Origin of the sequence: Rapidithrix thailandica (genome assembly GCF_039710355.1) — a bacterium.
GTDB classification, from domain to species: Bacteria; Bacteroidota; Bacteroidia; order Cytophagales; family Flammeovirgaceae; genus Rapidithrix; species Rapidithrix thailandica.
In genome coordinates this window covers 30592-52084 of the sequence record NZ_JBDKWZ010000020.1, presented here as the reverse complement: position 1 = coordinate 52084, position 21493 = coordinate 30592, and the positions used below count along the sequence as shown (strand labels likewise).

Sequence of the window (21493 nt, the reverse complement as noted above, 5' to 3'; positions counted from 1 at the left end):
TGAATATGGAAAAGGTTACATCCTTACAAAATGAGTATTTACAGATAAAAGTAAATGCAAAAGGAGCTGAACTCACCAGTTTATTTTCGCCTAAAAGTCAGTTAGAGTATTTATGGCAAGCCGATTCAACCTACTGGGGAAGGCATGCTCCCGTATTATTTCCCATTGTAGGGCGTTTGGCGGACGATCGGTTTCAAGTACGTCAAACTTCCCATCAATTATCCCAGCATGGCTTTGCCAGGGATATGCCATTTGAATTGATTGACCGAAGTGACGAACATCTGACTTTTGAATTACTGAATAATGTGGATACGATAGAAAAGTACCCGTATATTTTCAGTCTTCAAATTTCATATAGATTGAAAGGAAAAACACTGGAAATAGTCTATAGAGTAGAGAACCGAGACGATAAGACTATTTATTTTTCAATAGGGGCGCATCCGGCTTTTAATTGTCCCATATTACCTGATACGAAGAAAGAAGAATATCAATTAACTTTTGAAAAAAAGGAAACTGCGCACCAGTATTTTTTGCAAGAAGGTTTGATTGCTGGTAAAGAAGAGAATTTTCTAAACGAAACATCCCGTTTGCCTTTACACAAGGGGCTCTTTGCTAAGGATGCGTTGATCTTCAAAGACCTTGTTTCCAAAAAAATAACGCTGACGCATCAAAACGGAGAGCACATTCTTTCACTGCATTTTCCTGGGTTTCCTTATTTTGGCATTTGGTCAAAAAGTGAAGAGGCGCCTTTTGTCTGTTTGGAACCATGGTTTGGAATCGCAGATACTCAAGGGGTAACGCTTGATTTTATAGAAAAAGAAGGTATTCAAAGCTTGGAAAGAAGTGAAGAGTTTTTGGCTACTTATTCCATTGTAATTGAAAATATATAAGTGTGTGTTTCGCTGTATCTAATACTAACGATTTCAACCTTAAACATGCCTGAAACCGCATATTACTAAACCAAACTATTAGCTGAAGAAAAAGTGGATAAATGTATTGTAATTATTCCTACTTACAATGAGATAGAGAATATAGAAGCGATTATTAAAGCCGTATTGACTCAAGATGTTGCCTTTGATCTACTGATTGTAGACGATGGCTCCCCCGATGGAACAGCCGCCAAAGTCAAGGAGTTGATGGAGGTTTATACAGGTAGAATTCATTTGGAAGAGCGGAAAGGAAAACTGGGCTTGGGTACAGCATATATTCATGGGTTTAAGAAAGCACTGGAATGGGGGTATGAATTCATTTTTGAAATGGATGCTGATTTCTCGCATAATCCCAATGACTTGGTGAAACTATATAATGCTTGCGCAAAAGAAGGAAATGATATTGCGGTTGGCTCCAGGTATATTCAGGGCGTCAATGTTGTAAACTGGCCGATGAGCCGGGTGTTAATGTCTTACTTTGCCAGTATTTATGTACAAACGGTCACCGGAATGCCCATCAAAGATGCCACTGCGGGATTTATGTGTTACACCCGTAAGGTTTTGGAAACCATTAACCTGGATAAAGTAAGGTTTGTAGGCTATGCTTTTCAGATTGAAATGAAGTTTACTTGTTGGAAGTATCAATTTAAGATCAAAGAGGTCCCCATCATCTTTACGGACCGGACTAAAGGAACTTCCAAAATGTCGAAGGGGATTTTCAAAGAAGCCTTTTTCGGGGTTGTTCAAATGAAATTCAAAAGCTTTTTCAAAAATTACAAACGAAACTGAGCAAAGAGCTTGTGCTAAGGTGTTCTCTTTGCCCCTGCTTTAGCGAAATGCCAGTAACTTGAGGTAAAAAAAACTACAAAGCTCAATAGGAAATTCCTGTTGAGCTTTGTAGTTAATATTTTATGATCTTGTGATAAGACAGGTTTTAAAAGTCATGCCCCAGTGATAAATAGAATTTGGCATCGCTTCTTACTTTGTCTTCCACACCCCAGGCTACATCGAACTTGACATAGTAGCCTAGCATAGTGGTACGGATGCCTGCACCATAGCCCACCAAGAACGGATTTTTGAAATTAGATACTTTTATATTGAAATTCCCGGAATTCACATAGTCTGTGTTGAGAGAGTTTTCTTTGTTGAAAGGGCTGATGCCTGTCCAGGAAGAACCGATGTCTGTAAAACCAACGATCTGCAAATCTCTGAAGAAGTTGGACGTGATAGTTCCCCGGTAAAAATATTTCAACAAGGGAATTCTCAATTCGGCATTGAGAAGCATGTAGTTGGCCCCGGACCAATGGTTGAAATCAAAACCCCGGAGAGGAGTTGCAAATTTGGTAAAAAGTAAATCAGAGCGGTTTTCTTCAGCAGATTGTACGTTTACTTCTTCTTCGTTGGCCATATCGGCAAACATCCAATTGGAAGTACCTCCCAAACGATAGGTTTTCTCTGCGTTTCCGAAAAACTGTCCGTAGCTTAACCGGGTGGCGAAAATGATGGATTTATGTAATTTTTGATAATGGCGGATATCGACCAGCAAATTCCCAAAGCCTTTCTCAGAATCCTTTAAGCCAAAGTAATGTTCTACTTTTATTTTGGCCCGGGTACCTTGTAACATATTCGTACCGGTCACCAAACTATTGTCAAAGGTGAATTCTGCTTTCGCTCCTGCATAATGGTCGGTTTGGTCGGGCTGAGCCAATTGACTTATATCCGTATTGGTAAACCGGGTAGAGGCATAAAAAGGTGAAAGCGTGACTCTGGAAGTAATGTTAAAGGGGTAGGAGACAGAGGCCTGCAAGTGGTTCAAGCTATACTCATGTGCAATTGCTTCGCCTGTTCTTTCCAGGTTATACCTTTCATAGCGTAAGCCATAATCCAACCGTCCTTTTAAGTATTGGTACTCCCCATAAAAATTACTGTTTTTAAGGTTGATAAGTCCGTATAGCCCTGCATTGATTTTATGGTTTTCCATCACATCGGTCATGGCTACTTCAAACAGCAATCCCCAGTCCCTTAAGGGATCTATCAATAGTGATGTTACAAAATTGTCCACTGTAAATTGGTTTTCATAGGGTTTGGGCCGGCTGATTTTCACTTCTTTGGGCGTATCATCTTTGTCTGTGGACTTCAGACGGGCTTTGTACCGGTCCAGAAAACTTTGTTTTTTCTCTTTGGCGAAAGTATCAAATTGGTAATTATCGGTATCTACTTCATCATCTGCCAACTGAGGTTTGGCTTGTGCTGTTTTTTCCTCTTCCTTTTTCGGAATTTGAGCCTCTTCCTCTCTTTTCTTTTGGGCTTCTTCCAGTTTCTTTTTTTGTTCTTCTAGCGCCCGTTTCCGTTTTATGGTTTGTAAGTACCGAAGGTCCAATACTTGTTGCCGGTAAGTTTTATTGGTGAAATTGGACGTATTCAAATCGATGTGATCCATATGGTAAATTTGTTCCTTCCCCCCTTTGTACATCACCATCGCTATTTGATCACCCACAATATCATAATCTTGAATACTTAATTTGTAATTGGTAAGTTGTGTAGAGATACTGTCTTGAAGGTTGTATTTGTAGAGTTGATAAATTCCCCTTTGATCGCTTAGAAATACCACTTCATTTTCATTGATTGGCAAAGGTTTGATATCCCTGCTGAGGGTGTTAGTTAGACGGGACAATACTTTTGGAGACTTTCTATCCAAGACAAATAAATTGAAGTTAGAAGAAATCTCTTTGAGATTCTCTTCTTTCTTTTTCAGAGTATCTGAAACCCGGTTAGAACTAAAAACGATTTTATCCGTACTACCCAAGAATTGCGGGCCCAAATAATCAAATCCGTCATTGGTAATTTGTTGGGTGCGTCTTCCCCGGATATCGTGTAAATACAAATCGGATTTCCCTCTCCTCTCACCTACCATCACAATCATATTTCCGCCTTTGGATATGGAAAATTCTTTGATTTGGCTAAAGTCGGAAAAGTGCCTTTTTTTCCGTTTAACACGTTTTTTGCTGATATTGACCAACCACAAATAATTTTTTCCGTTTTTGGGAGAGAAAATAGCCAAATCGCTATTGGCTCTCCACTCTACCAAGGGAATATTATTATCTATTTTTTGATTGATAACCTTGTAACCGCCTCTTAGTAATACCTTGGATTTGTTGTTGGGCAGGTCTACCAAGGTTACTTTGTATTTTCCCTGAAAGTTGGTGGTATAGGCCAAATAGTGCCCATCAGGACTGAATTTTACTTTATTATAGTCATACTTTTTGTTGTTTTTGAAAAGGATGGCCTCATCGGAAGGCAAAGTAAGTTGATCGGATAAGGTAGAAAGTTGTTTCAGGTAAAAGGTTTTCCACCCTTCCATAAAAGATTTATACGATACCCCCAATGTTTGTTGAATACTGACTTCTTCGTTCCGGACAATTCGGATAAGGTTGAGGATATTTGAAATATTGGCAGACCCGTATTCTTCCGCTACATAGTTCCAGATAGCTTGTCCAACTAATTTGGCTTCTTTGTCTGTCAGAATTTCGGGACGTTTGAATTTCCGGTTACTTAACATATCCCGCATATAATCATCCAATTCTACATTCCAGCCTTCTGCAACATATTTTGCGGCACCGGCCATAAACCATTCCGGTAAGTTTAAGAGGTACGAGCTTTGAAGTACCTCTTTCAGGTTCCCGCCATACATCATATCAAAAATAAACATGTCGGCAATCCCGTGAGTCAATTCCTGTTTAAATGTGTGTCTTAACCCGGTGAATGCTACCTCTATCTCAGACCGGACGAAGTTTGTTTGTCCCCCCACTTCAATACCTTGTTGATTAACTCCGATATTACTTTGCCGGAGGTCAATCACAGAGTTGTATAAAAATATTTTGGTTTTATAAAAAGGAGAGTGCCCGATCAAATCCGTAATACGGTTGAATTCTTGTTCGGCTATATTGGCGGCGAGTTTGGCAATTTCATACCCTCCGTCATAGTAATAGATGTCAAAATTGGTAGTGGTAATATATCGCCAATGGAAGTTTTTATATTGTACCCGGTTTTTTCCAAACTTATCTTCTTGGGTGAATTGGGCTAAAGAGGAGTGGACCACTGCAAGTACAAACAAGAGAGGTAGTATTTTTTTTAGCATGGTCAGGTTGAATCTCATTTTTTTATGTATTGAATAAACAGCTTGCAAATATGTTAAAAAACACTGAACGAAATAAATTCGGTTCTTTCGTTAGGGTAATTTACAATAAAATAATTATGTAACATAACTAAGATTTGATTTCCTGTTTATCTTTTATTTGGGGGAAAGAAGTAAAAACAGATTGTCATATGGCCAAATGCTTTCTGCTTTTCTATGAAGACACAGAAGAGAGCAAAAAGGATGAAAAATATAAAGAATAAGTAAAAAATGGAGGAGGAGCAGGAGGGAGTATAATTCCAGGAATACTTGGTTTAATTGTCAAAAGGGAGGTGCTGCCGCTTATTTGAGTAACCTTGTCAAGCTATCTACATCTACCGGTTTATTTAAAAATCCGGAAATGCATTTGAAGCTCATGGCATCTTCTTTATCTTTCTCCCGGATGGAAGCCGTAATTACAACCATTTTGGTAGCTTTATGTTTTTTCCAAAAGCGCTGTTCATAAATTTCCAAAAACTCCAAACCGTCCATAATGGGCATGCTGATATCTACAATAATCAAGTCAGGGAATTTACCTTTAGAGCCTTCGCATTTTTCTAGGTAATTGATAGCGCTTGAGCCATTAGAAATGGTATCTACTACATCACTGAGATCCATTTTCTTAATAAACTTGGTGGTTACATAATTGTTAATTTCATCATCATCAATGATGAGAATTTGATTGTATTTCTTCACTTTTATGCTTTTATTTTAGTTTTATTGATTAATTCCCTTCAATTACTTGAAACAGAACACTGTGTGAAATTATATAATCTTTTTGAAGAATCAACAAAGATAAAACTATATTTTGAATTATATCAGAAGCACAATTAAAATGTGTTTTTTCTAAAAAATCAAGTTTAACTTACTCGAAATAAAAAACTCTGTATAACATAAATATACAGAGTTTTGGGTTGATGGCTAGTTTTCGCAGGGTATTATTTCCAAAGAATGTATTCTGTGTGATAGGAATTGTTTTTTTCAAATGTTTTTTCCGTGAAAGTCATCGTACTGTTTGCATCACTGTATTGTACTTGATATACCTCTTCATACTCCGTATTTTTGTTTAATATAATTTGATTCTGGAGTCTGTCCCATCTCCATGATCCCTTGTCTTCAAAACCCTCTAAAGAGATTCGCTTATAGGTATAGTTTCCGGATAAGACTAACCGGAAGTTGGAGGTATTGCCAGCGTAAGGCTCTCCATTGATGGTAAGTTGGGAAAGCTTCCAATCCTCAGCGATATCCTCTAAACTGGGGCGGGCAAATCTTGCGCTTTCAGGGGTAAATGCAACCGTAATAAATAACAACGTACATGCGGAGGTGAATAGTAGTAATTTTTTCATTGGGATTGAATTTGGTAAAAAATAATCAATTGCATCTAGTGAGTATTACCTAGAACAAATATGCAACTTTCCCTACATTGAAAAATCCTATTGTTTATCAAAAAATTACATTGTGGTTTTTGATAGTGATTATACAGTTTTTGTGAAATACCTGTTTTTTGTATATTCTCCGGTTAAATAAACATGCCTTGCTAGTGTACACTACCGGATATTTGATAATCCGGGTGTCTTGCATAATACTGTCCAACTTTAAAAAGCGATTGCTTCAAAAATACTTGTTTGCCAACTAAAAATCAGGACGGTTTTTGTCAGAAAGGAGGGTATGTGTATAGTCTCTTTTGGGGAAGTATCTTTCTGACATGCTCTATGACAAAAAAAACCAAAGCTAAAACTAGCTTTGGCCAAATGGGCTTCCTGTTTAGGTAGGGTCGTTTGCCTACTTGATGACCAATAGGTTGTTTTCTCTAACATACGCGGTTTGGTCCTTCCAACGTATTCTGTACCAAATGTCTTTTTTACCTAAAATATCTACCCGGTGCCCTTTTTGTATTAACTCTAACTGCTTGGCTCCGGCAGAAGGGGCTTCCATTAAGAGCGCTTCATGGTGAATAATCCCTCTGTGATTGGACAAACCCCAATGCAATCCTCCAAACGTGAATACCATTAAAATTGCATATACGATGGCTAAAGGAAGGGTAGGGCGGTTTTTCCTTTTTTGATAAACTAACAATAAGGCCCCTAGTGTGAATAGTAATAATAAGCCAGCGGTCAGTTCAGGATAATGTTTGTAATACATAGAGGAAAAGAATTCCCTATCGTTAAATTGATAACCTTCCAACCGGTGCTCATTGGCTACTTCAGACATTTTTTCCAATACTTTTTGATTGGGGTTATGTGTATAGTAAAGGTTTAAGAAATACAAAGAACTAGTATAATCTCCCAAGCCTTCTTTGACGTAGGCCATCCGTAAAAGCATCTGAGGAGAGTAAAATTGTTCTTGATGTAAAATGCCCTGGTAAACCTCAAATGCGGCGGTATAATTGCCTATTTCAAATAAAGAATCGGCTTGAAATAATTTTTTTAAAGGTTTTTCCGCTTTAACTGATTGAGAAACAGAAGTTAGAGTTAATAGGCAAAAAAAGGTAAAAAAGAAAAGTTTCGGAATCCTTTGCATAGAAATATTTATGTATTAGTTTTGCAGCGCAAATAACGAAAAGGAAGGGCTTAAAAACAAGCCAAATGACGCAAAAAGAAGGGGATTTATCTAAGATTTAGCGTTTTTTAACACCTGGTTTTTTGCAATGATATGATTCCGTAGCTCAGCTGGTAGAGCATCTCCCTTTTAAGGAGAGGGTCCTGGGTTCGAACCCCAGCGGGATCACTATATTACAAGAGACGCTTGTAAACAAAGAATCATCTGAAATTAAGCCCACGTGGTGGAATTGGTAGACACGCCATCTTGAGGGGGTGGTGGGCGCAAGCCCGTGGAAGTTCGAATCTTCTCGTGGGCACACTACCAAATAATCAGATTCCGTAGCTCAGCTGGTAGAGCATCTCCCTTTTAAGGAGAGGGTCCTGGGTTCGAGCCCCAGCGGGATCACCAAATTACAAGGCTGGCTTTATCCTCCAGCCTTTTTTATGCCTCTTTACAGATGCTTTTTTGTGAAAACTAATGATTCCGTAGCTCAGCTGGTAGAGCATCTCCCTTTTAAGGAGAGGGTCCTGGGTTCGAACCCCAGCGGGATCACCAAAGCTTGGTTTCATCCACCGGTTATTATTGTTTATTTTTCTTTTTTGAGTACATGCAAATGTATCATCCGATTCCGTAGCTCAGCTGGTAGAGCATCTCCCTTTTAAGGAGAGGGTCCTGGGTTCGAGCCCCAGCGGGATCACCAAATTACAAGGCTACCTTTTTATGAGGTAGCCTTTTTAGCATCTAGTGGAAAGCGATTTGCATCAAACTTCTTCCACCCGGGCCTGTTCCGTATAGATAATAAGTTTTCGAATCTTTTTATAGCCCATTTTGCGTAATACCGAGGCATAGCGGTTGATTTGTTTTTTGTGCTTTTCCAGTTCTTCAATTCCTGTTTTATAATCCATTAAAATGACCAGGCCTTGGTAAAAGACGATCCGGTCGGGTCGGAGTATCGCATAGCGGTTAGGAGCTTGCGGTATGATGACTTCTCGCTCGGTCAGTACTCTGAGCCCGGGGTGTGGCTGAAAATAGGTGTTGATCTCCGGCAGGTTTACTACCTTTTCCATGGTTTTTTGCAAACGAATACCATCTTCTTTGGTGATATAGCCTTTATTCAGCATTTTTTGAATCGCCTTAGGAATATCCTTTTGGTACTTTACAAATTCGAAAGCTTGGTGCACCAAAATGCCTTCTACACGCTTGTGGTATAAATCGACCACAGAAAGTAAAGATTCGGAGCCACTCCCTTCATTTCTTCTCAATTGAATTTTATGGCTATAATCGGTATGTAATAAATGTATTGAGGGCGCTTTTGAGCTTTTTAAAGATTTGCCTTTTGGATAATGAGGCTTTTTCTCATCTCTAAAGTAGAGGTGAAGTTTGCAATCCACATTAGCCGGCAGAGGTTTTTGAATACTTACTTTACAAGCCGAATCCTCGTGTTGAAGCGGTCCCTTTTCAAGATAATGAAGAATTAATTGACCACAGTTATTTACCCCTTCATCTGGTTTGATCATAGTCTTCTGCTCTTTACACAAAATGAATAGTTTTTCTTCCGGACGGGTAAGGGCAACATATAGTAAGTTATAAGCATCCAGAAAAGCCGCTTGTTTTTCCTCCTGATAGTCTTGAGCAAAGCGGGTTTGCTTTAGGTCTTTTTTATAGGGGAGGAGTACTGAGCTGAGTTCCGGTGTCAAAGGGTTTTCTGGCCATTTTCTCCAAATACTATGGTTGGTATTGGGGGTAGTAGTCCATTCGGCAAAAGGAAGTATCACTACCGGAAACTGTAAGCCTTTGGATTTATGGATAGTCATAACCCGGATGGCATTGGCATTTTCAGGGGTTGCAATGGAAAATTTACTGCCTTTTTTGTTCCAGAAATCGAGAAAATCCAAAAGGTGATTTCCATTCTTTTGACTATAATCACTCAATACATCTAAAAAGCGGTATAAATAGGCTTTCTCTTGGACTTTACTCCATAAATTAAATTTACGGATGATGTCTTCGGCAATTTCGTGCAGGGAGCGGTTCCGCAATTGATGAAGATCCAAATGGATTTGATGATGTTGAGATAAGTAGTTTTGAAATAAAGCCAGCTGTTCGGCTTCATTATCAATGGCTTTCATTTCTTCCAGTAACTCAATAATACTGTCAACATCCTCTCCTCCTTCCTGATTGATCAAGTAGTATAGAATATCGAATTTTACTTTCAGATCATAGGGCTGTAGACTTACTTTAAAGAAGTTTAAAATAAACTGAATGGTGGCAGAGCTGTTGAGTAACAGTGACTCGGAGGAAAGTACTGCATAGCCTGCAGCGATAAGGTGTTTGGAAATTGCAGCCCCTTCTGTATTTTTCCGGGTCAGTATGGCAATATCAGAGGGTTTATAAGATTCTTGATGAATTAAATGTTCTACTAAGGTCAGCGTTTGTGCAAGGGTTGCTTGAGCAGCATGTTCTTGAGGGCAAGTCCAAATGGATATATGGCCTCCTTGTTGGGTATTGGACTCTTGTTGAACTTCATTGAAGTAATCGGGTAAGTCCGGATAGGCCTCTTGCAATGTTGTATTGAAAAACTCGAAAAAGGAATTGTTAAATGTAATGATATTGGCTTTGCTTCTGAAGTTTTTTTGCAATTGGGATACATTGATTTCATTATGGAAAACCTGAGTGTCATGATATAAATTAGACTCAGGGTGTAGGCTAGGGCTATCTGGCAGTGCAACCAACAAATCAGATTTGCCACCTCTGAAACGATAGATAGCTTGTTTGGCATCACCTACTATCAAATTAAACATTCCTTTGGCAAGTGTGTTGACCACCAAGGGCATTAGGTTGTGCCATTGCATCTGGCTGGTGTCCTGAAACTCGTCCACCAGGATATGGTTGTATTTTTCCCCGATTCTTTCAAAAATATACGGAACGGGTTCGTGCTCTACAATTTGATTGATTTTCCGGTTAAAATCAGAAATATGTACCAGGTTATTTTCGGCTTTTACGGCTTGTAACTGTGATTCTATCAAATGAATAGTAGCCAATAAATAGATGGAGTTTTTTAAAGAAGAAGCAACTATATATAAGTCCGTCTCCTGTTGTTTAATCTCTTCTATTTGCAGGAAGCATTCACGGAGTTGTGATTTGATGGTTTCTATCGCCTGTTCTTCAAAACTACTGGGCTTGGTTTTGGTCCATTTATCTTCGTCAATGGTCTTTTTAACATAGTTATTTGCCGGTATACTATAGAACGGTTGACTCAGTAGACTATGCTTCTGGAAATAACCGTATATGCCCCTGGCTCCCTGATAAAAGCTTTTGGCTTCAAGTTGATGTTGTTCTATAAGTTGTAAGGCTTGGTCGGACAGTTTTTTTACGGACTTGTCAATTTCATTGACATAGCCCACAAGTCTGTTTTTTAATTTTTTAAAATCGGAGAGTTCAAGTCCTTGTAAGGGGGCGATGGCTTCATAATGTTCTTCGTGAAAGATGTTTTTTCCAAACTGGATCAGGTCTTCATCGATAAACCAACTTTTGCCCTCATCCGCTTTATAGATTGTAAATTCAGAAAGTAATTCGCTTAGCTCCTTATTTAACTTTTCACCCACTTCGTTTTGTAGGAGATCTACCGCTTTTTGTAGAAGCCCATCCTTATCAAATTCGATTTCATAATTAAAAGGTAAGCCCAAGTCTTTTTTGAATGATTGAACTATGCGATGGTTAAAGGAATCAATTGTACTGACAGAAAAGTCGGAGTAATTGTGTAAGATGTGTTGATGAATGGTATGAGCTCTTTTACAAATGACCTCTAGTGAAAATTCCTGTTCGGGGTATTGAGCTTTCAACTCGGCTTCGATCATCAGAAGCATTTCATCGGTTTCCTCTGTTTTTTGACTGAAAGCTGCCAATTTTCCCAGTATACGCTCTTTCATTTCGTTGGCTGCCGCATTTGTAAACGTAACGGCCAGTATCGTTTTAAAATAACGGGGGTGAAACTCTCCGAATAATCCCGGGCAAGCAATAGCAAGTTTGAGGTATTCTTTGGTGAGGGTAAAGGTCTTTCCTGACCCTGCGGATGAGCGGTAAACTTGAAAGTTTTTTTGTGAATTCATACCAGGCTTGTGTTCTCTGTCAATATTTGTAAAGTAATAACCAGGGAACAAGATAAGCAAGACTGGCTGAAGATTCCGATGACTTAATCTGAAGTTTGATTCGCGGAAGAAAATTAAAGCTTCAAATGAGGTATTATAATGTCAAAAGCCCACCTTATGAGTGGGCTTTTAATTTTGTAAAAAAGATTTTCTTTATCGTAATTTTTCTTATTTCATACCTCTACTTTTTAATCGGGTTGAATCAGTGGGGGAGTTCGGCTTTAAGTATTTCCACATTTTTATCAGCCATTGTTTCGGTGGTATCTGTAATAAAAGCAATAGCAGCTGTCAGAACTAACATAGCCAAAGCTATGAGTTGATAAGTGATGGATTTCTTAATTCGATGAAATGTAGTAATCATAGCTCACTTTTAAATATTTATATTTCCTATTGATAATTTATGGAAAACAAAAAATACACCTCATTTATATAACGGAGCATGTTCCGTTTGTTTAATTCGGTGCATGAATAAATATAACCCTTTTTTATTTTTTTTGAGATTCAAAATTAAGTATTGATTTGTAAAAAAGTTATGAATATATGTTCAAAAATTTTACCGTCTTACTTATAGCTGTAAGAAGTATCCTGTTTGGTTGTCCTTTGTCTAAGGAATTCAATAGTAAAGACCATTATGTCATATGTAAGGTTGGAAAGCTCCCTGATAATATTCCGGAATCTTCCGGGCTGGCATATTGGGGGCAATCCTTGGTAACGCATGGAGACAGTGGAAACAAGGCCGCTTTGTATTCAATAAATGATTTTTTGGTGCCCCAGAAATTTCCCCAAAAGGTGATCAACTTTCCGGATTCTATCCAAAACAGAGATTGGGAAAGCTTGGCCCAAGATTCTACAGGAAATCTTTACATTGGGGATTTTGGAAACAATGGAAATGCTCGTAAAGAGCTAAAAGTGCTGAAAGTCAATGTGGAAGATTCCTCTGTACACACCATAAAATTTCATTACCCAGATCAGTTTAAATTTCCTCCGGGAAAAACACAGGCAAAGAATTTTGACTGCGAAGCCATGATTTGGTATAAGGACAACTTGTATTTATTCTCAAAAAATATCACCCACTCCAATATGAAAATTTACCGAATTCCCGATAAACCAGGGGATTATACAGCAGAGTTGGTTGATTCTCTGGCTTTGAAACATCCAATAACAGGGGCTGATTTTAACCCGAAAAACAATCAACTCGCTTTAATGACATATGGAAAAGTGTTTTTGTTGAACCTATCTGAAAATCAGAAAGATAAATTTGAGATGGATCCGTGTAAATGCAAAAGAACATGGTTTTCAGGGCAGACAGAAGCGCTTCTTTTTTTAGATGAAAATCATATTTTGTTTACCAATGAAAAAGGAAAACTGTTTTTGTTATTTCCGAAACCCAAAGGAAGAAAAAAGGAGTATGTTCATCAGTATTTGGAAACATTTTTTTCGAAAAAATAAAGTAATTATTGCGTAAATACTCGAATAATGATAAGGTACTTTTTGGGGTAAAATTCAACTTTTTTGAAAGGGCAAAATTATTCGTATTTATTTGTTAATAAGAGTTAAAGGGAGGCTTAAAAATTGACGAAGGTGGTCTGTTTGTTGTCTTAATAGTAAAAACACTCCAGTTTTAACTTTAAACTATCCAAACAGATGGTAAGTCTTTGGCTCAAATATGTGTATAAACAAAATGTAAGGAAAGTGATCCGGCAAAGAGCTTTGTTTTTTGATGTGGTATTCTGGGCTACTTATGTATTTATGTTATTGATCAGTAGTCAATAGAACGCGTATATGAACGACAGCATAGGAATTGATCAATGGAGTATTGATCATGGAGTGTATTTCAATGCTTAGTAAGAATATAATCAGCTAATTGGATAGATTTCATTACAAACAAAAAGGGGCCTGTATGGCCCCTTTTCTAATTTATATTCATAGCTAAAGTTAGCTTCTAGTTCGTTTTTTCGCGGCTTTGGGCATCAATAGTGGCGATGGTTACCATATTGACAATTTCCCTTACAGAGCTACCCAGTTGAAGCACATGGATCGGCTTTTTCAAACCTAGTACAATTGGGCCAATAGCTTCTGCGCTTTGCATTACTTGTAAGAGTTTGTAGGCAATGTTAGCAGAAGACAAATTCGGGAAAATCAAGATGTTGGGTTCGCCCTCAACCAAGTCGGAAAACGGATAGTTTTCTTTTAATGCTTCAGTGTTGAATGCAAAGTTTGCTTGAATTTCACCGTCTACGACAAAATCATTTCCTTCTTGTTTTAAAAGCTCTACTGCTTTCCGTACTTTTTTGGCTTCCGCTTCATCGGAAGAACCGAAGTTGGAATACGATAACATTGCAATGCGCGGCTCAATATTGAAAGATTCCTTCACCGTAGATGCTACCAACTTGGCAATGTCAACCAGTTCTTCGGAAGTAGGTTCCGGAATAATGGTGGTATCGGCAAAGAAAAGAGGGCCTTTTTTGGTCAGCATTAAATACATGCTGGATACTTTCTTCTTAGGCTGGTAAGTACCTACAATTTGTAATGCCGGACGGATTGTTGAAGAATATTTGCGGGAAAGGCCGGAAATCATTGCATCCGCCTCACCTAATTCCACCATCATAGCTCCAAAGTAGCTTCTGCTTTTCATTACATCTTTCGCCTCAAATAAGTTATACCCTTTGCGCTTCCGCTTTTCGAAAAACATCTCTGCATACGCGTTTCTTTGCTCGGAAGCCTCTTCACTCCGCGGATCAATGACAGGGATATCGGTCAGGTCAAGTTGATATTTCTCTTTGATCGAATTGATCTTGTCAACAGGGCCTAACAAAATAGGTTTTGCAATGCCTTCGTCTTGAGCAATTTGTGCTGCTTTTAATACTCTGAAATCATCGGCCTCGGCAAATACAACTCTTTTAGGGTTTTGTTTGGCTTTATTACTGAGTAATCGAATGATGTTGTCATCCGTACCCATCCTTTTGCGAAGCTCTATTTTATATTCTTCCCAGTCTTGAACCGGAGCGTTGGCTACCCCTGATTCCATAGCAGCTTTTGCGACTGCGGGAGCAACGGTGGTCAATAGTCTTGGGTCGAGAGGTTTCGGAATGATATATTGACGGCCGAAGGTAATATGGGCCTGATTGTAAGCTTGGTTAACGACTTCCGGTACGGGTTCTTTTGCCAATTCGGCTAAGGCTTTTACCGCAGCCAATTTCATGGTTTCGTTAATTTCCGTAGCCCTTACATCCAATGCTCCACGAAAAATGAATGGAAAACCAAGTACATTGTTTACTTGATTCGGGTAGTCGGAACGTCCGGTCGCCATGATGACGTCTTCCCGAGTGCGAATGGCTAATTCGTAGTCAATTTCCGGGTCGGGATTCGCCAATGCAAAAACGATAGGGTCTTTGGCCATGCCTTGAAGCATTTCCGGAGACAATACATTGGCAGCGGACAAGCCTAAGAAAACATCAGCTCCTACGATGGCGTCTTCTAACTGGTGAGCATCTTTTTCCGTAGCTACCTGGCTTTTGATGGAATCTAATTGCTCTCTGTCTTTTCTAATAACCCCCCGGCTGTCACATACAACAATGTTTTCTGCTCTCATGCCAAGTTCTTTCAAGATCTTTACACAAGACAGGGCAGAGGCCCCGGCTCCGGATACCACCATGGTGACATCTTCTATTTTTTTATCTACAATTTCCAAAGCATTCAACATACCTGCTGCAGCAATGATGGCCGTACCGTGTTGGTCGTCATGCATGACAGGAATGTTCAATTCTTTTTTCAAACGGGATTCGATTTCGAAACAGTCCGGTGATTTGATATCTTCCAGGTTAATTCCCCCAAAGGTAGGCTCCATGGCTTTTACCACTTGGATAAACTCCTCAACACTGGAAGTATTCAGCTCCAGGTCAAACACATCAATACCTGCAAAGATTTTAAACAGGATTCCCTTTCCTTCCATTACAGGTTTGGAAGCTTCCGGGCCAATGTTTCCCAAACCAAGTACGGCTGTTCCATCAGAGATTACCGCAACTAAATTCCCCTTGGCAGTATATTTATATACATCTTCTTTATTTTTTGCAATCTCTTTACAAGGTTCGGCAACACCTGGTGAATATGCCAGCGCCAAATCTCGTTGTGATTTGGAATCCTTCGTAGGTATTACCTCAATCTTACCAGCTGGATTCTGGCTATGATACTCCAGGGCGTCTTCTTTTCTAATTTTGCTTTTTGACATTTTCTTTGGATTTGGTTTATTGGCTGGGCAAAGTTAATACTATTCTGGAAAAACAGTGTTAGGCATGCGCTTAACCATTCGCAGGATATGGTATTGTATTGATAATGAAGTGGTTTTTATGTTTGGGTAAGTGTCTTTTTACAAGTGCCTAACGGAGTGGAGGGGGGAGAAAGTGCTTTGTGAATATGTCCGTAAACGGAATTGAAAAGCAATATCCAAAATGAAAGTTGTTCATCAATGCTACTTTTTTCATCCCTGCAAATTATTTTTCTTCACCGGCAAAGGCTTCTAGCTGCTGTTGAATTTTTTGAATGCGTGTATCCAACGATTCCGAACTGATTTGGTCTCTTAAACGATCCACCAGAATAGGGAAAGCAAAAGGAGTAGGTTTTGGAGGCTTTTGTAAAAGTAGTTTTTGCTTTTTGATTTTGTCCAACACATCTACCAACCGGTTATGCTCCAATTGGATACGGATGACTTCGTCATAGGCTTGTTGTACTAATAAATTTTCCGGATCATACTCAAAAAATACCTCAAATAGTAATTGAGAAGAAGCTTGCAGATGTCTTGAACGTTTTTTCTGACCGGGATACCCTTGGAAAATCAAGCCGGCTATCGAGGCAATGTCCCGGAATTTACGTTTGGCCATTTCCGAGTTATTCATACTTTGCTCGATATCAAATATTAAATTTTCTTGGGTAAATAAGTCCATTTCCAGGGCATGTTCCAATGGTATTTCCTGATCTGCCAGCAATTCAAAACCATAATCATTCATGGCGATGGACAAAGTGATGGGCGTTATTTGACTGATACGGTAAGCAATTAATGCGGCCATAACCTCATGCACCATACGGCCTTCAAAAGGATAAAAGAATACATGGTATCCTTCGGAAGTTCTTACTTGTTCGATCAAAAACTCATCTTGTTTGGGAAGAACAGACCAACGGCTTTGTAATTCCAATAAGGGGCGGATTGCCAGCAATTCAGGTTCTTGTGAGTGCATGGCTTTTTCCAGGTTTTGACGTAGTAATTGTGAAAGTTGGGACGATAGCGAAAGGCGGCCACCCATCCACCGGGGAATTTTGCCGGATTTTTTGCGGGTTGCTTGTACTTGAGCGGTCATTTCCTTGAGCCGGATAAATTCTAAATTTCGACCGGCAAACCAAAATACATCCCCGGCCTTTAGGCTGGAAATAAAATACTCCTCTACAGAACCAATATAGCCTCCGGATTTGTATTTGACTTTGATTAGAGGCTCACTGACAATTGTTCCTATGGAAATGCGATGCCGCATGGCTACCTTTCGTGAGGTAACTTTGTAAACACTTCCTTCTCGTACTACTTTGTGGAATTCATCATAAGCTCCTAAACTACTCCCACCTGAAGTGATGAAATTTAATATCCATTGCCATTCTTCATTGCTGAGACTTCTGTAAGCATGAGTATTGCGTAATTCCTGATAAACCTGAGTGGCGATAAAGCCTTCGGATACGGCCAGTGTCACCAAGTATTGTACCAATACATCCAGTGGTTTGACGATGGGGTATCGGTGTTCGATAGAAGAGGAATGATTATGATGACTTAATTCATATGCTGCTTGTTTGAGGGCTGCTCCTTCTATAAGCTCTAAGGAATGTGTGGGCAGAAAATATATATTACTTAATGCTCCAGGTTGATGGCCGCTGCGACCTGCACGTTGGAGAAAGCGGGCAACTCCCTTAGGGCTGCCTACTTGGATCACCGTTTCGACTGGGCGGAAGTCGACCCCGAGGTCTAAACTGGATGTGCAGACTACTAATTTTAAAATACCTTTATGCAATGCTTCTTCCACCCATGTACGGATTTCATTGTCCAAAGAACCGTGATGCATGGCCATGCATCCGGCCAAGTCCGGGGAAATTTCCAAGAGTTTTTGGTACCATATTTCCGTTTGTGCCCGGGTATTGGTAAAAAGTAATGTCGTTTTGCTTTGTTGGATAACCGGAAGGATTTTATTTGCCAAATGAATGCCTAAATGGCCTGCCCAAGGGAATTTTTCTATCCTGTCGGGAAGGATGGATGCTACCTTTATCTTTTTTTGAAGATGGGCTCTGATAATGTTATGAGGAGCTTTTTGAACAGGGGACAATAGCACATCTGCCGCTTGAGGTAAATTGCCAATGGTTGCGGAAATTCCCCAAACTTTTACGTTGGGGTTGAGACCAATAATTTTGGACAAGGCCAATTCTACTTGTACGCCTCTTTTGGAACCCAATAACTCATGCCACTCGTCCACAATAAAAGCTTTGAGGTTTTTGAAAAACCTTTCATAACCTTTGGTGGCTAATAAAATATGCAGACTTTCGGGGGTGGTGATCAAGCATTCGGGCATATCTTTTTTTTGTGCCTGTCGTTCTTTGGTAGAGGTGTCACCTGTTCGAAAAGCAATCCGCCACGGGACGTCTAAAGCCCGGCAGGCCTCTTCCATAGCCCGGTGAATATCTTTGGTTAAAGCTCTTAAGGGAGTGATCCATAAAACTTGTAAGCCTTTATGAGTTGATTTTGTCGAGGTGTGAACGGAGTTGATGTATTCAGCCAGGCAGGGCATCCATAACGCATAGGTCTTTCCGCTACCGGTTGGGGCATTCAGTAATCCGCTATTTCCTTGTAAGTAACTTATCCAGGTTTTTTGTTGAAAAGGAAAGGGTTGCCAGTGATTTTTTAAAAACCACTGATGGATCTGTTGGTACCCTTGAGAAGTATGAATGAGTTGTTCGGTCATCGGGTAAGTTATCTTTATTTGCCGGGAAGCTCCTTCTTCAACCTAAGAATGGCTAAGATAAGCAAAAGTAAGAAGGGCATAAAGCCTACTCTGTATCTTACCAGGTTGCCTAAATTGGGCGAAGCCAACGATAGCAATGTCAACATTAGAAGAGAATATACGAGAGTAGCGAAAATGAGCAATTGAAGTTTGGGAGAGACTTTGGGTTTCTTGACAATGACACGGATGATGGCAAGAATGAAGGTACCTCCGAATAGAAGGTTTTCTACAGCAGCAATCTTCTTTAAAACATTACCTTCTTCCCATAGATAAGGCCTGAGGAGTCCCTCAAGCATTGCCTGTGGGGCATGCTGAATGATACTCAATACATTGGGTTGTAAACCGGTATAAGTAATGGTATTATGCAGTTTGGGCGACTGCTTCAGCATTTCATAATAGTTATTAACCAATACTTCAAAAAAGACCTTAAAATGAAGGTTGGGGTGAGAAAAAGAAGCACAAATGACTAACAGTCCGAAACAACTGCTGAAAAGTAGTATATTATACTTCTCCAATCGTGGGTGATGATTTATTAATTTTTGTGAAATGGCTAATGACATCAAAGTGGGTAACAGAATGGCCAGGTAATAATATTTTAATTTAAAAACAATGAATAAGGTAAAAAGGAAGAGTAAAAAGTCGAATACTTGCGAAAGACGGGAGGGCTTCTGTGGAGGGCTATAGAGGAGGTTGAGTGAATAACCTACGATAAAACAAAGGCATCCCATTAGAACACTTTCTTTGATAATACCGGAACCCCAAAAAAATACCGAAGGGTAAAGTAAGAAGCTTATCACTACGATAGAACGATCCAGTGAAAAAAGCTGGATTAACTTATTGCACAAGTACCATATTCCCCAAAAGCTTAGTATGGAAAAATAAAGATTGGAAAGCCAATAGTTGTTATTGGTAAGGAGATTAGCGAGGCTGATCATTTTACTCATTAACAACGCCCTGACGTCTAAATTGCCAATGGCTTCGTATACATGAGGGTATTTTTCAAAGGGGTTGGAAAATAACATTTCCAGATAATCAAACGGAGCTTGATAAGCGACCCGGGTGAGTACCGTGGCATCTTTAAATAAGGAGAGTGTATCCCCTTCGTGATAGTAATAATGGTAAACCAGACCCAGGGTGGTCCCGGCTAATAATTTAATACCTAGCCCTGCAAAAAAATATTTTTTCGGTAGGCTAAAGGATGTGTAACGGTAAAATAAAAAGATAAGCAGGGTGAATAACCCTGCATTACACAAATATATAAGAATTGTTTCGATCAGTTTGGCGATTAAAAAAGTTGAGCCGCAATTTTACTAACTGAGCGGGATTTTCCCATAGAATAGTAATGTAAACTCGGAACACCGTGTTTGATGAGCTCTTTGGATTGTTGAGCACACCATTCAATGCCCAGTTCCCGTACTTGTTCGTTGTTTTGGCATTTTTCCACTTCTGCTACCAATTCCTGAGGAATGTCTATATGGAAAAAGCTCGGAAGAGTTGTCAGTTGCCGCTTGCTGCTGAAAGGCTTTAATCCGGGAATGATCGGAACGGTAATGCCCATGTCCCGGCACTTTTGCTCAAACTCAAAGAACTTTTGGTTGTCAAAAAACATTTGTGTCACGATGTATTCAGCTCCCAGGTCTACTTTCAGTTTTAAATATTTTAAATCGGTGTTGAGGTTGGGTGCTTCAAAGTGCTTTTCCGGATAGCCGGCTACGCCAATACAAAAGTCAGTAGGAGTGCGGTTTTCCAAAATTTCATCTTGATAAATGCCATTGTTGATTTGTGCTACCTGTTCCAATAATTCCGAAGCGTACTGATGCCCTCCTTCGGTAGGGGTAAAAGCGGGTTCGGATTTGATGGAGTCTCCCCGGAGCACAAGTACATTTTCAATGCCGAGAAAGTGCAAATCGATTAAGGCATTTTCCGTTTCTTCCTTATTGAATCCTCCGCAAATCAAATGAGGCACGGTATCTACATGATATCGGTTCATAATAGCAGCGCAAATGCCTACAGTACCCGGCCGCTTACGGATGGTCCGTTTTTCTAACAGGCCATTGGGATGCTGTTTGTAATAATATTCTTCCCGGTGGTAAGTGACATCAATAAAAGAAGGTTTGAACTCCATTAAAGGATCAATGGCATCAAAGATGGATTTGATGCTTTGGCCTTTTAAAGGAGGAAGTATTTCAAATGAAAACAACGTTTTGTCAGATTGACGGATATAATCGATTACTTTCAATTTTTTCGCTTTTTATGAACATGAATATTTAAAATCAAACTATATCGGTGATCTTCTGGTCAAGATACATTTAAAGATCACTCAGATAGCAATTGTAAAAGTACATACTACTTTACATTTTTTTGATGGTTTGTACGAATCCCTTTTGACACTTCACCGGGAATAGTAATAAAAATTATGAAGAAGCAAATGAACTCACAGGCATAGCAGTACCTGAAAGCAGCAAGTTGTACTTTTTCCTTTGGTCTTCAAAAAGATATGGCTGCAAAAGTAATAATTATCATTAAGATTTATTCAGAGGAGTTTTTTAATTTTCATGGTGAAATACCTACTTTTGTAATGAATTGTTATAGCCAAAAATATTACATCCCCGTATATAACTACATAATTACCTAAAAAACACTTCCTAGAATAGGTACTCTATCTTTTCATCTTTG

General features: G+C 39.3%; 14 protein-coding genes and 5 tRNA genes. 9 read left to right on the top strand and 10 right to left on the bottom strand.

The window, feature by feature from the left end; all coding sequences use genetic code 11:
- Nucleotides 1-5: 5 nt before the first annotated feature.
- Nucleotides 6-890, top strand: a complete 885-nt coding sequence (locus AAG747_RS24870) for an aldose 1-epimerase family protein (RefSeq protein WP_346823958.1) — start codon at nt 6-8, stop codon at nt 888-890.
- Nucleotides 891-983: 93 nt separating this feature from the next.
- Nucleotides 984-1718 (top strand): polyprenol monophosphomannose synthase, encoded by a 735-nt coding sequence (locus AAG747_RS24865; RefSeq protein WP_346823957.1) that lies wholly within the window; start codon nt 984-986, stop codon nt 1716-1718.
- Nucleotides 1719-1863: 145 nt separating this feature from the next.
- Here the strand turns inward: AAG747_RS24865 and AAG747_RS24860 are convergent, their stop codons facing one another.
- The 4 genes from AAG747_RS24860 to AAG747_RS24845 all read right to left on the bottom strand — a co-directional run bounded on the left by AAG747_RS24860 (nt 1864) and on the right by AAG747_RS24845 (nt 7425).
- Complete coding sequence (locus AAG747_RS24860) at nt 1864-5085, bottom strand: translocation protein TolB (protein WP_346823956.1); 3222 nt, start codon at nt 5083-5085, stop codon at nt 1864-1866.
- A gap of 321 nt (nt 5086-5406) precedes the next feature.
- A complete protein-coding gene (locus AAG747_RS24855; RefSeq protein WP_346823955.1) occupies nt 5407-5799 on the bottom strand; it encodes a response regulator in 393 nt (130 codons plus the stop codon).
- Nucleotides 5800-6041: 242 nt separating this feature from the next.
- The gene (locus AAG747_RS24850) at nt 6042-6449 is read right to left on the bottom strand and encodes a hypothetical protein (RefSeq protein WP_346823954.1); all 408 of its coding nucleotides are present in this window, start codon (nt 6447-6449) and stop codon (nt 6042-6044) included.
- A 436-nt stretch (nt 6450-6885) separates the two neighbouring features.
- Nucleotides 6886-7425: an SH3 domain-containing protein gene (locus tag AAG747_RS24845; protein WP_346823953.1), complete on the bottom strand. Its 540-nt coding sequence runs from the start codon at nt 7423-7425 to the stop codon at nt 6886-6888.
- Nucleotides 7426-7757: 332 nt separating this feature from the next.
- Between AAG747_RS24845 and AAG747_RS24840 the strand changes: the two genes are divergently transcribed.
- The 5 genes from AAG747_RS24840 (at nt 7758) to AAG747_RS24820 (ending at nt 8344) form a co-directional block, all read left to right on the top strand.
- Nucleotides 7758-7830 (top strand) — tRNA-Lys (locus AAG747_RS24840).
- Between the two features lie 46 nt (nt 7831-7876).
- A tRNA-Leu gene (locus AAG747_RS24835) sits at nt 7877-7960 on the top strand.
- Nucleotides 7961-7976: 16 nt separating this feature from the next.
- Nucleotides 7977-8052, top strand: a tRNA-Lys gene (locus AAG747_RS24830).
- 71 nt (nt 8053-8123) lie between these two features.
- A tRNA-Lys gene (locus AAG747_RS24825) sits at nt 8124-8199 on the top strand.
- 69 nt (nt 8200-8268) lie between these two features.
- Nucleotides 8269-8344: transfer RNA gene (locus AAG747_RS24820), tRNA-Lys, on the top strand.
- Between the two features lie 61 nt (nt 8345-8405).
- Here AAG747_RS24820 and AAG747_RS24815 read toward each other — a convergent pair.
- Together AAG747_RS24815 and AAG747_RS24810 are read right to left on the bottom strand one after the other, a co-directional pair.
- Nucleotides 8406-11750, bottom strand: coding sequence for a UvrD-helicase domain-containing protein (locus AAG747_RS24815; RefSeq protein ID WP_346823952.1), 3345 nt, complete (start codon nt 11748-11750; stop codon nt 8406-8408).
- Nucleotides 11751-11991: 241 nt separating this feature from the next.
- Entirely contained in the window at nt 11992-12150 is a 159-nt protein-coding gene (locus AAG747_RS24810) for a hypothetical protein (RefSeq protein WP_346823951.1), read from the bottom strand.
- Between the two features lie 179 nt (nt 12151-12329).
- Here AAG747_RS24810 and AAG747_RS24805 point away from each other — a divergent pair, with 179 nt between their 5' ends.
- Together AAG747_RS24805 and AAG747_RS24800 are read left to right on the top strand one after the other, a co-directional pair.
- Nucleotides 12330-13238 carry a hypothetical protein gene (locus AAG747_RS24805; RefSeq protein WP_346823950.1) on the top strand — a complete coding sequence of 303 codons (909 nt, stop codon included), beginning with the start codon at nt 12330-12332 and terminating at the stop codon, nt 13236-13238.
- A 195-nt stretch (nt 13239-13433) separates the two neighbouring features.
- Nucleotides 13434-13562 (top strand): hypothetical protein, encoded by a 129-nt coding sequence (locus AAG747_RS24800; protein WP_346823949.1) that lies wholly within the window; start codon nt 13434-13436, stop codon nt 13560-13562.
- Between the two features lie 169 nt (nt 13563-13731).
- On the opposite strand, the gene AAG747_RS24795 is transcribed toward AAG747_RS24800, so the two are convergent.
- The 4 genes from AAG747_RS24795 to metF form a co-directional block, all read right to left on the bottom strand.
- Nucleotides 13732-16017: an NADP-dependent malic enzyme gene (locus AAG747_RS24795; protein WP_346823948.1), complete on the bottom strand. Its 2286-nt coding sequence runs from the start codon at nt 16015-16017 to the stop codon at nt 13732-13734.
- A gap of 262 nt (nt 16018-16279) precedes the next feature.
- Nucleotides 16280-18778, bottom strand: coding sequence for a ligase-associated DNA damage response DEXH box helicase (locus AAG747_RS24790; protein WP_346823947.1), 2499 nt, complete (start codon nt 18776-18778; stop codon nt 16280-16282).
- Nucleotides 18779-18792: 14 nt separating this feature from the next.
- The gene (locus AAG747_RS24785) at nt 18793-20070 is read right to left on the bottom strand and encodes a hypothetical protein (RefSeq protein ID WP_346823946.1); all 1278 of its coding nucleotides are present in this window, start codon (nt 20068-20070) and stop codon (nt 18793-18795) included.
- A gap of 32 nt (nt 20071-20102) precedes the next feature.
- Nucleotides 20103-21056 carry a methylenetetrahydrofolate reductase [NAD(P)H] gene (gene metF / locus AAG747_RS24780; RefSeq protein ID WP_346823945.1) on the bottom strand — a complete coding sequence of 318 codons (954 nt, stop codon included), beginning with the start codon at nt 21054-21056 and terminating at the stop codon, nt 20103-20105.
- Between the last annotated feature and the right edge of the window lie 437 nt (nt 21057-21493).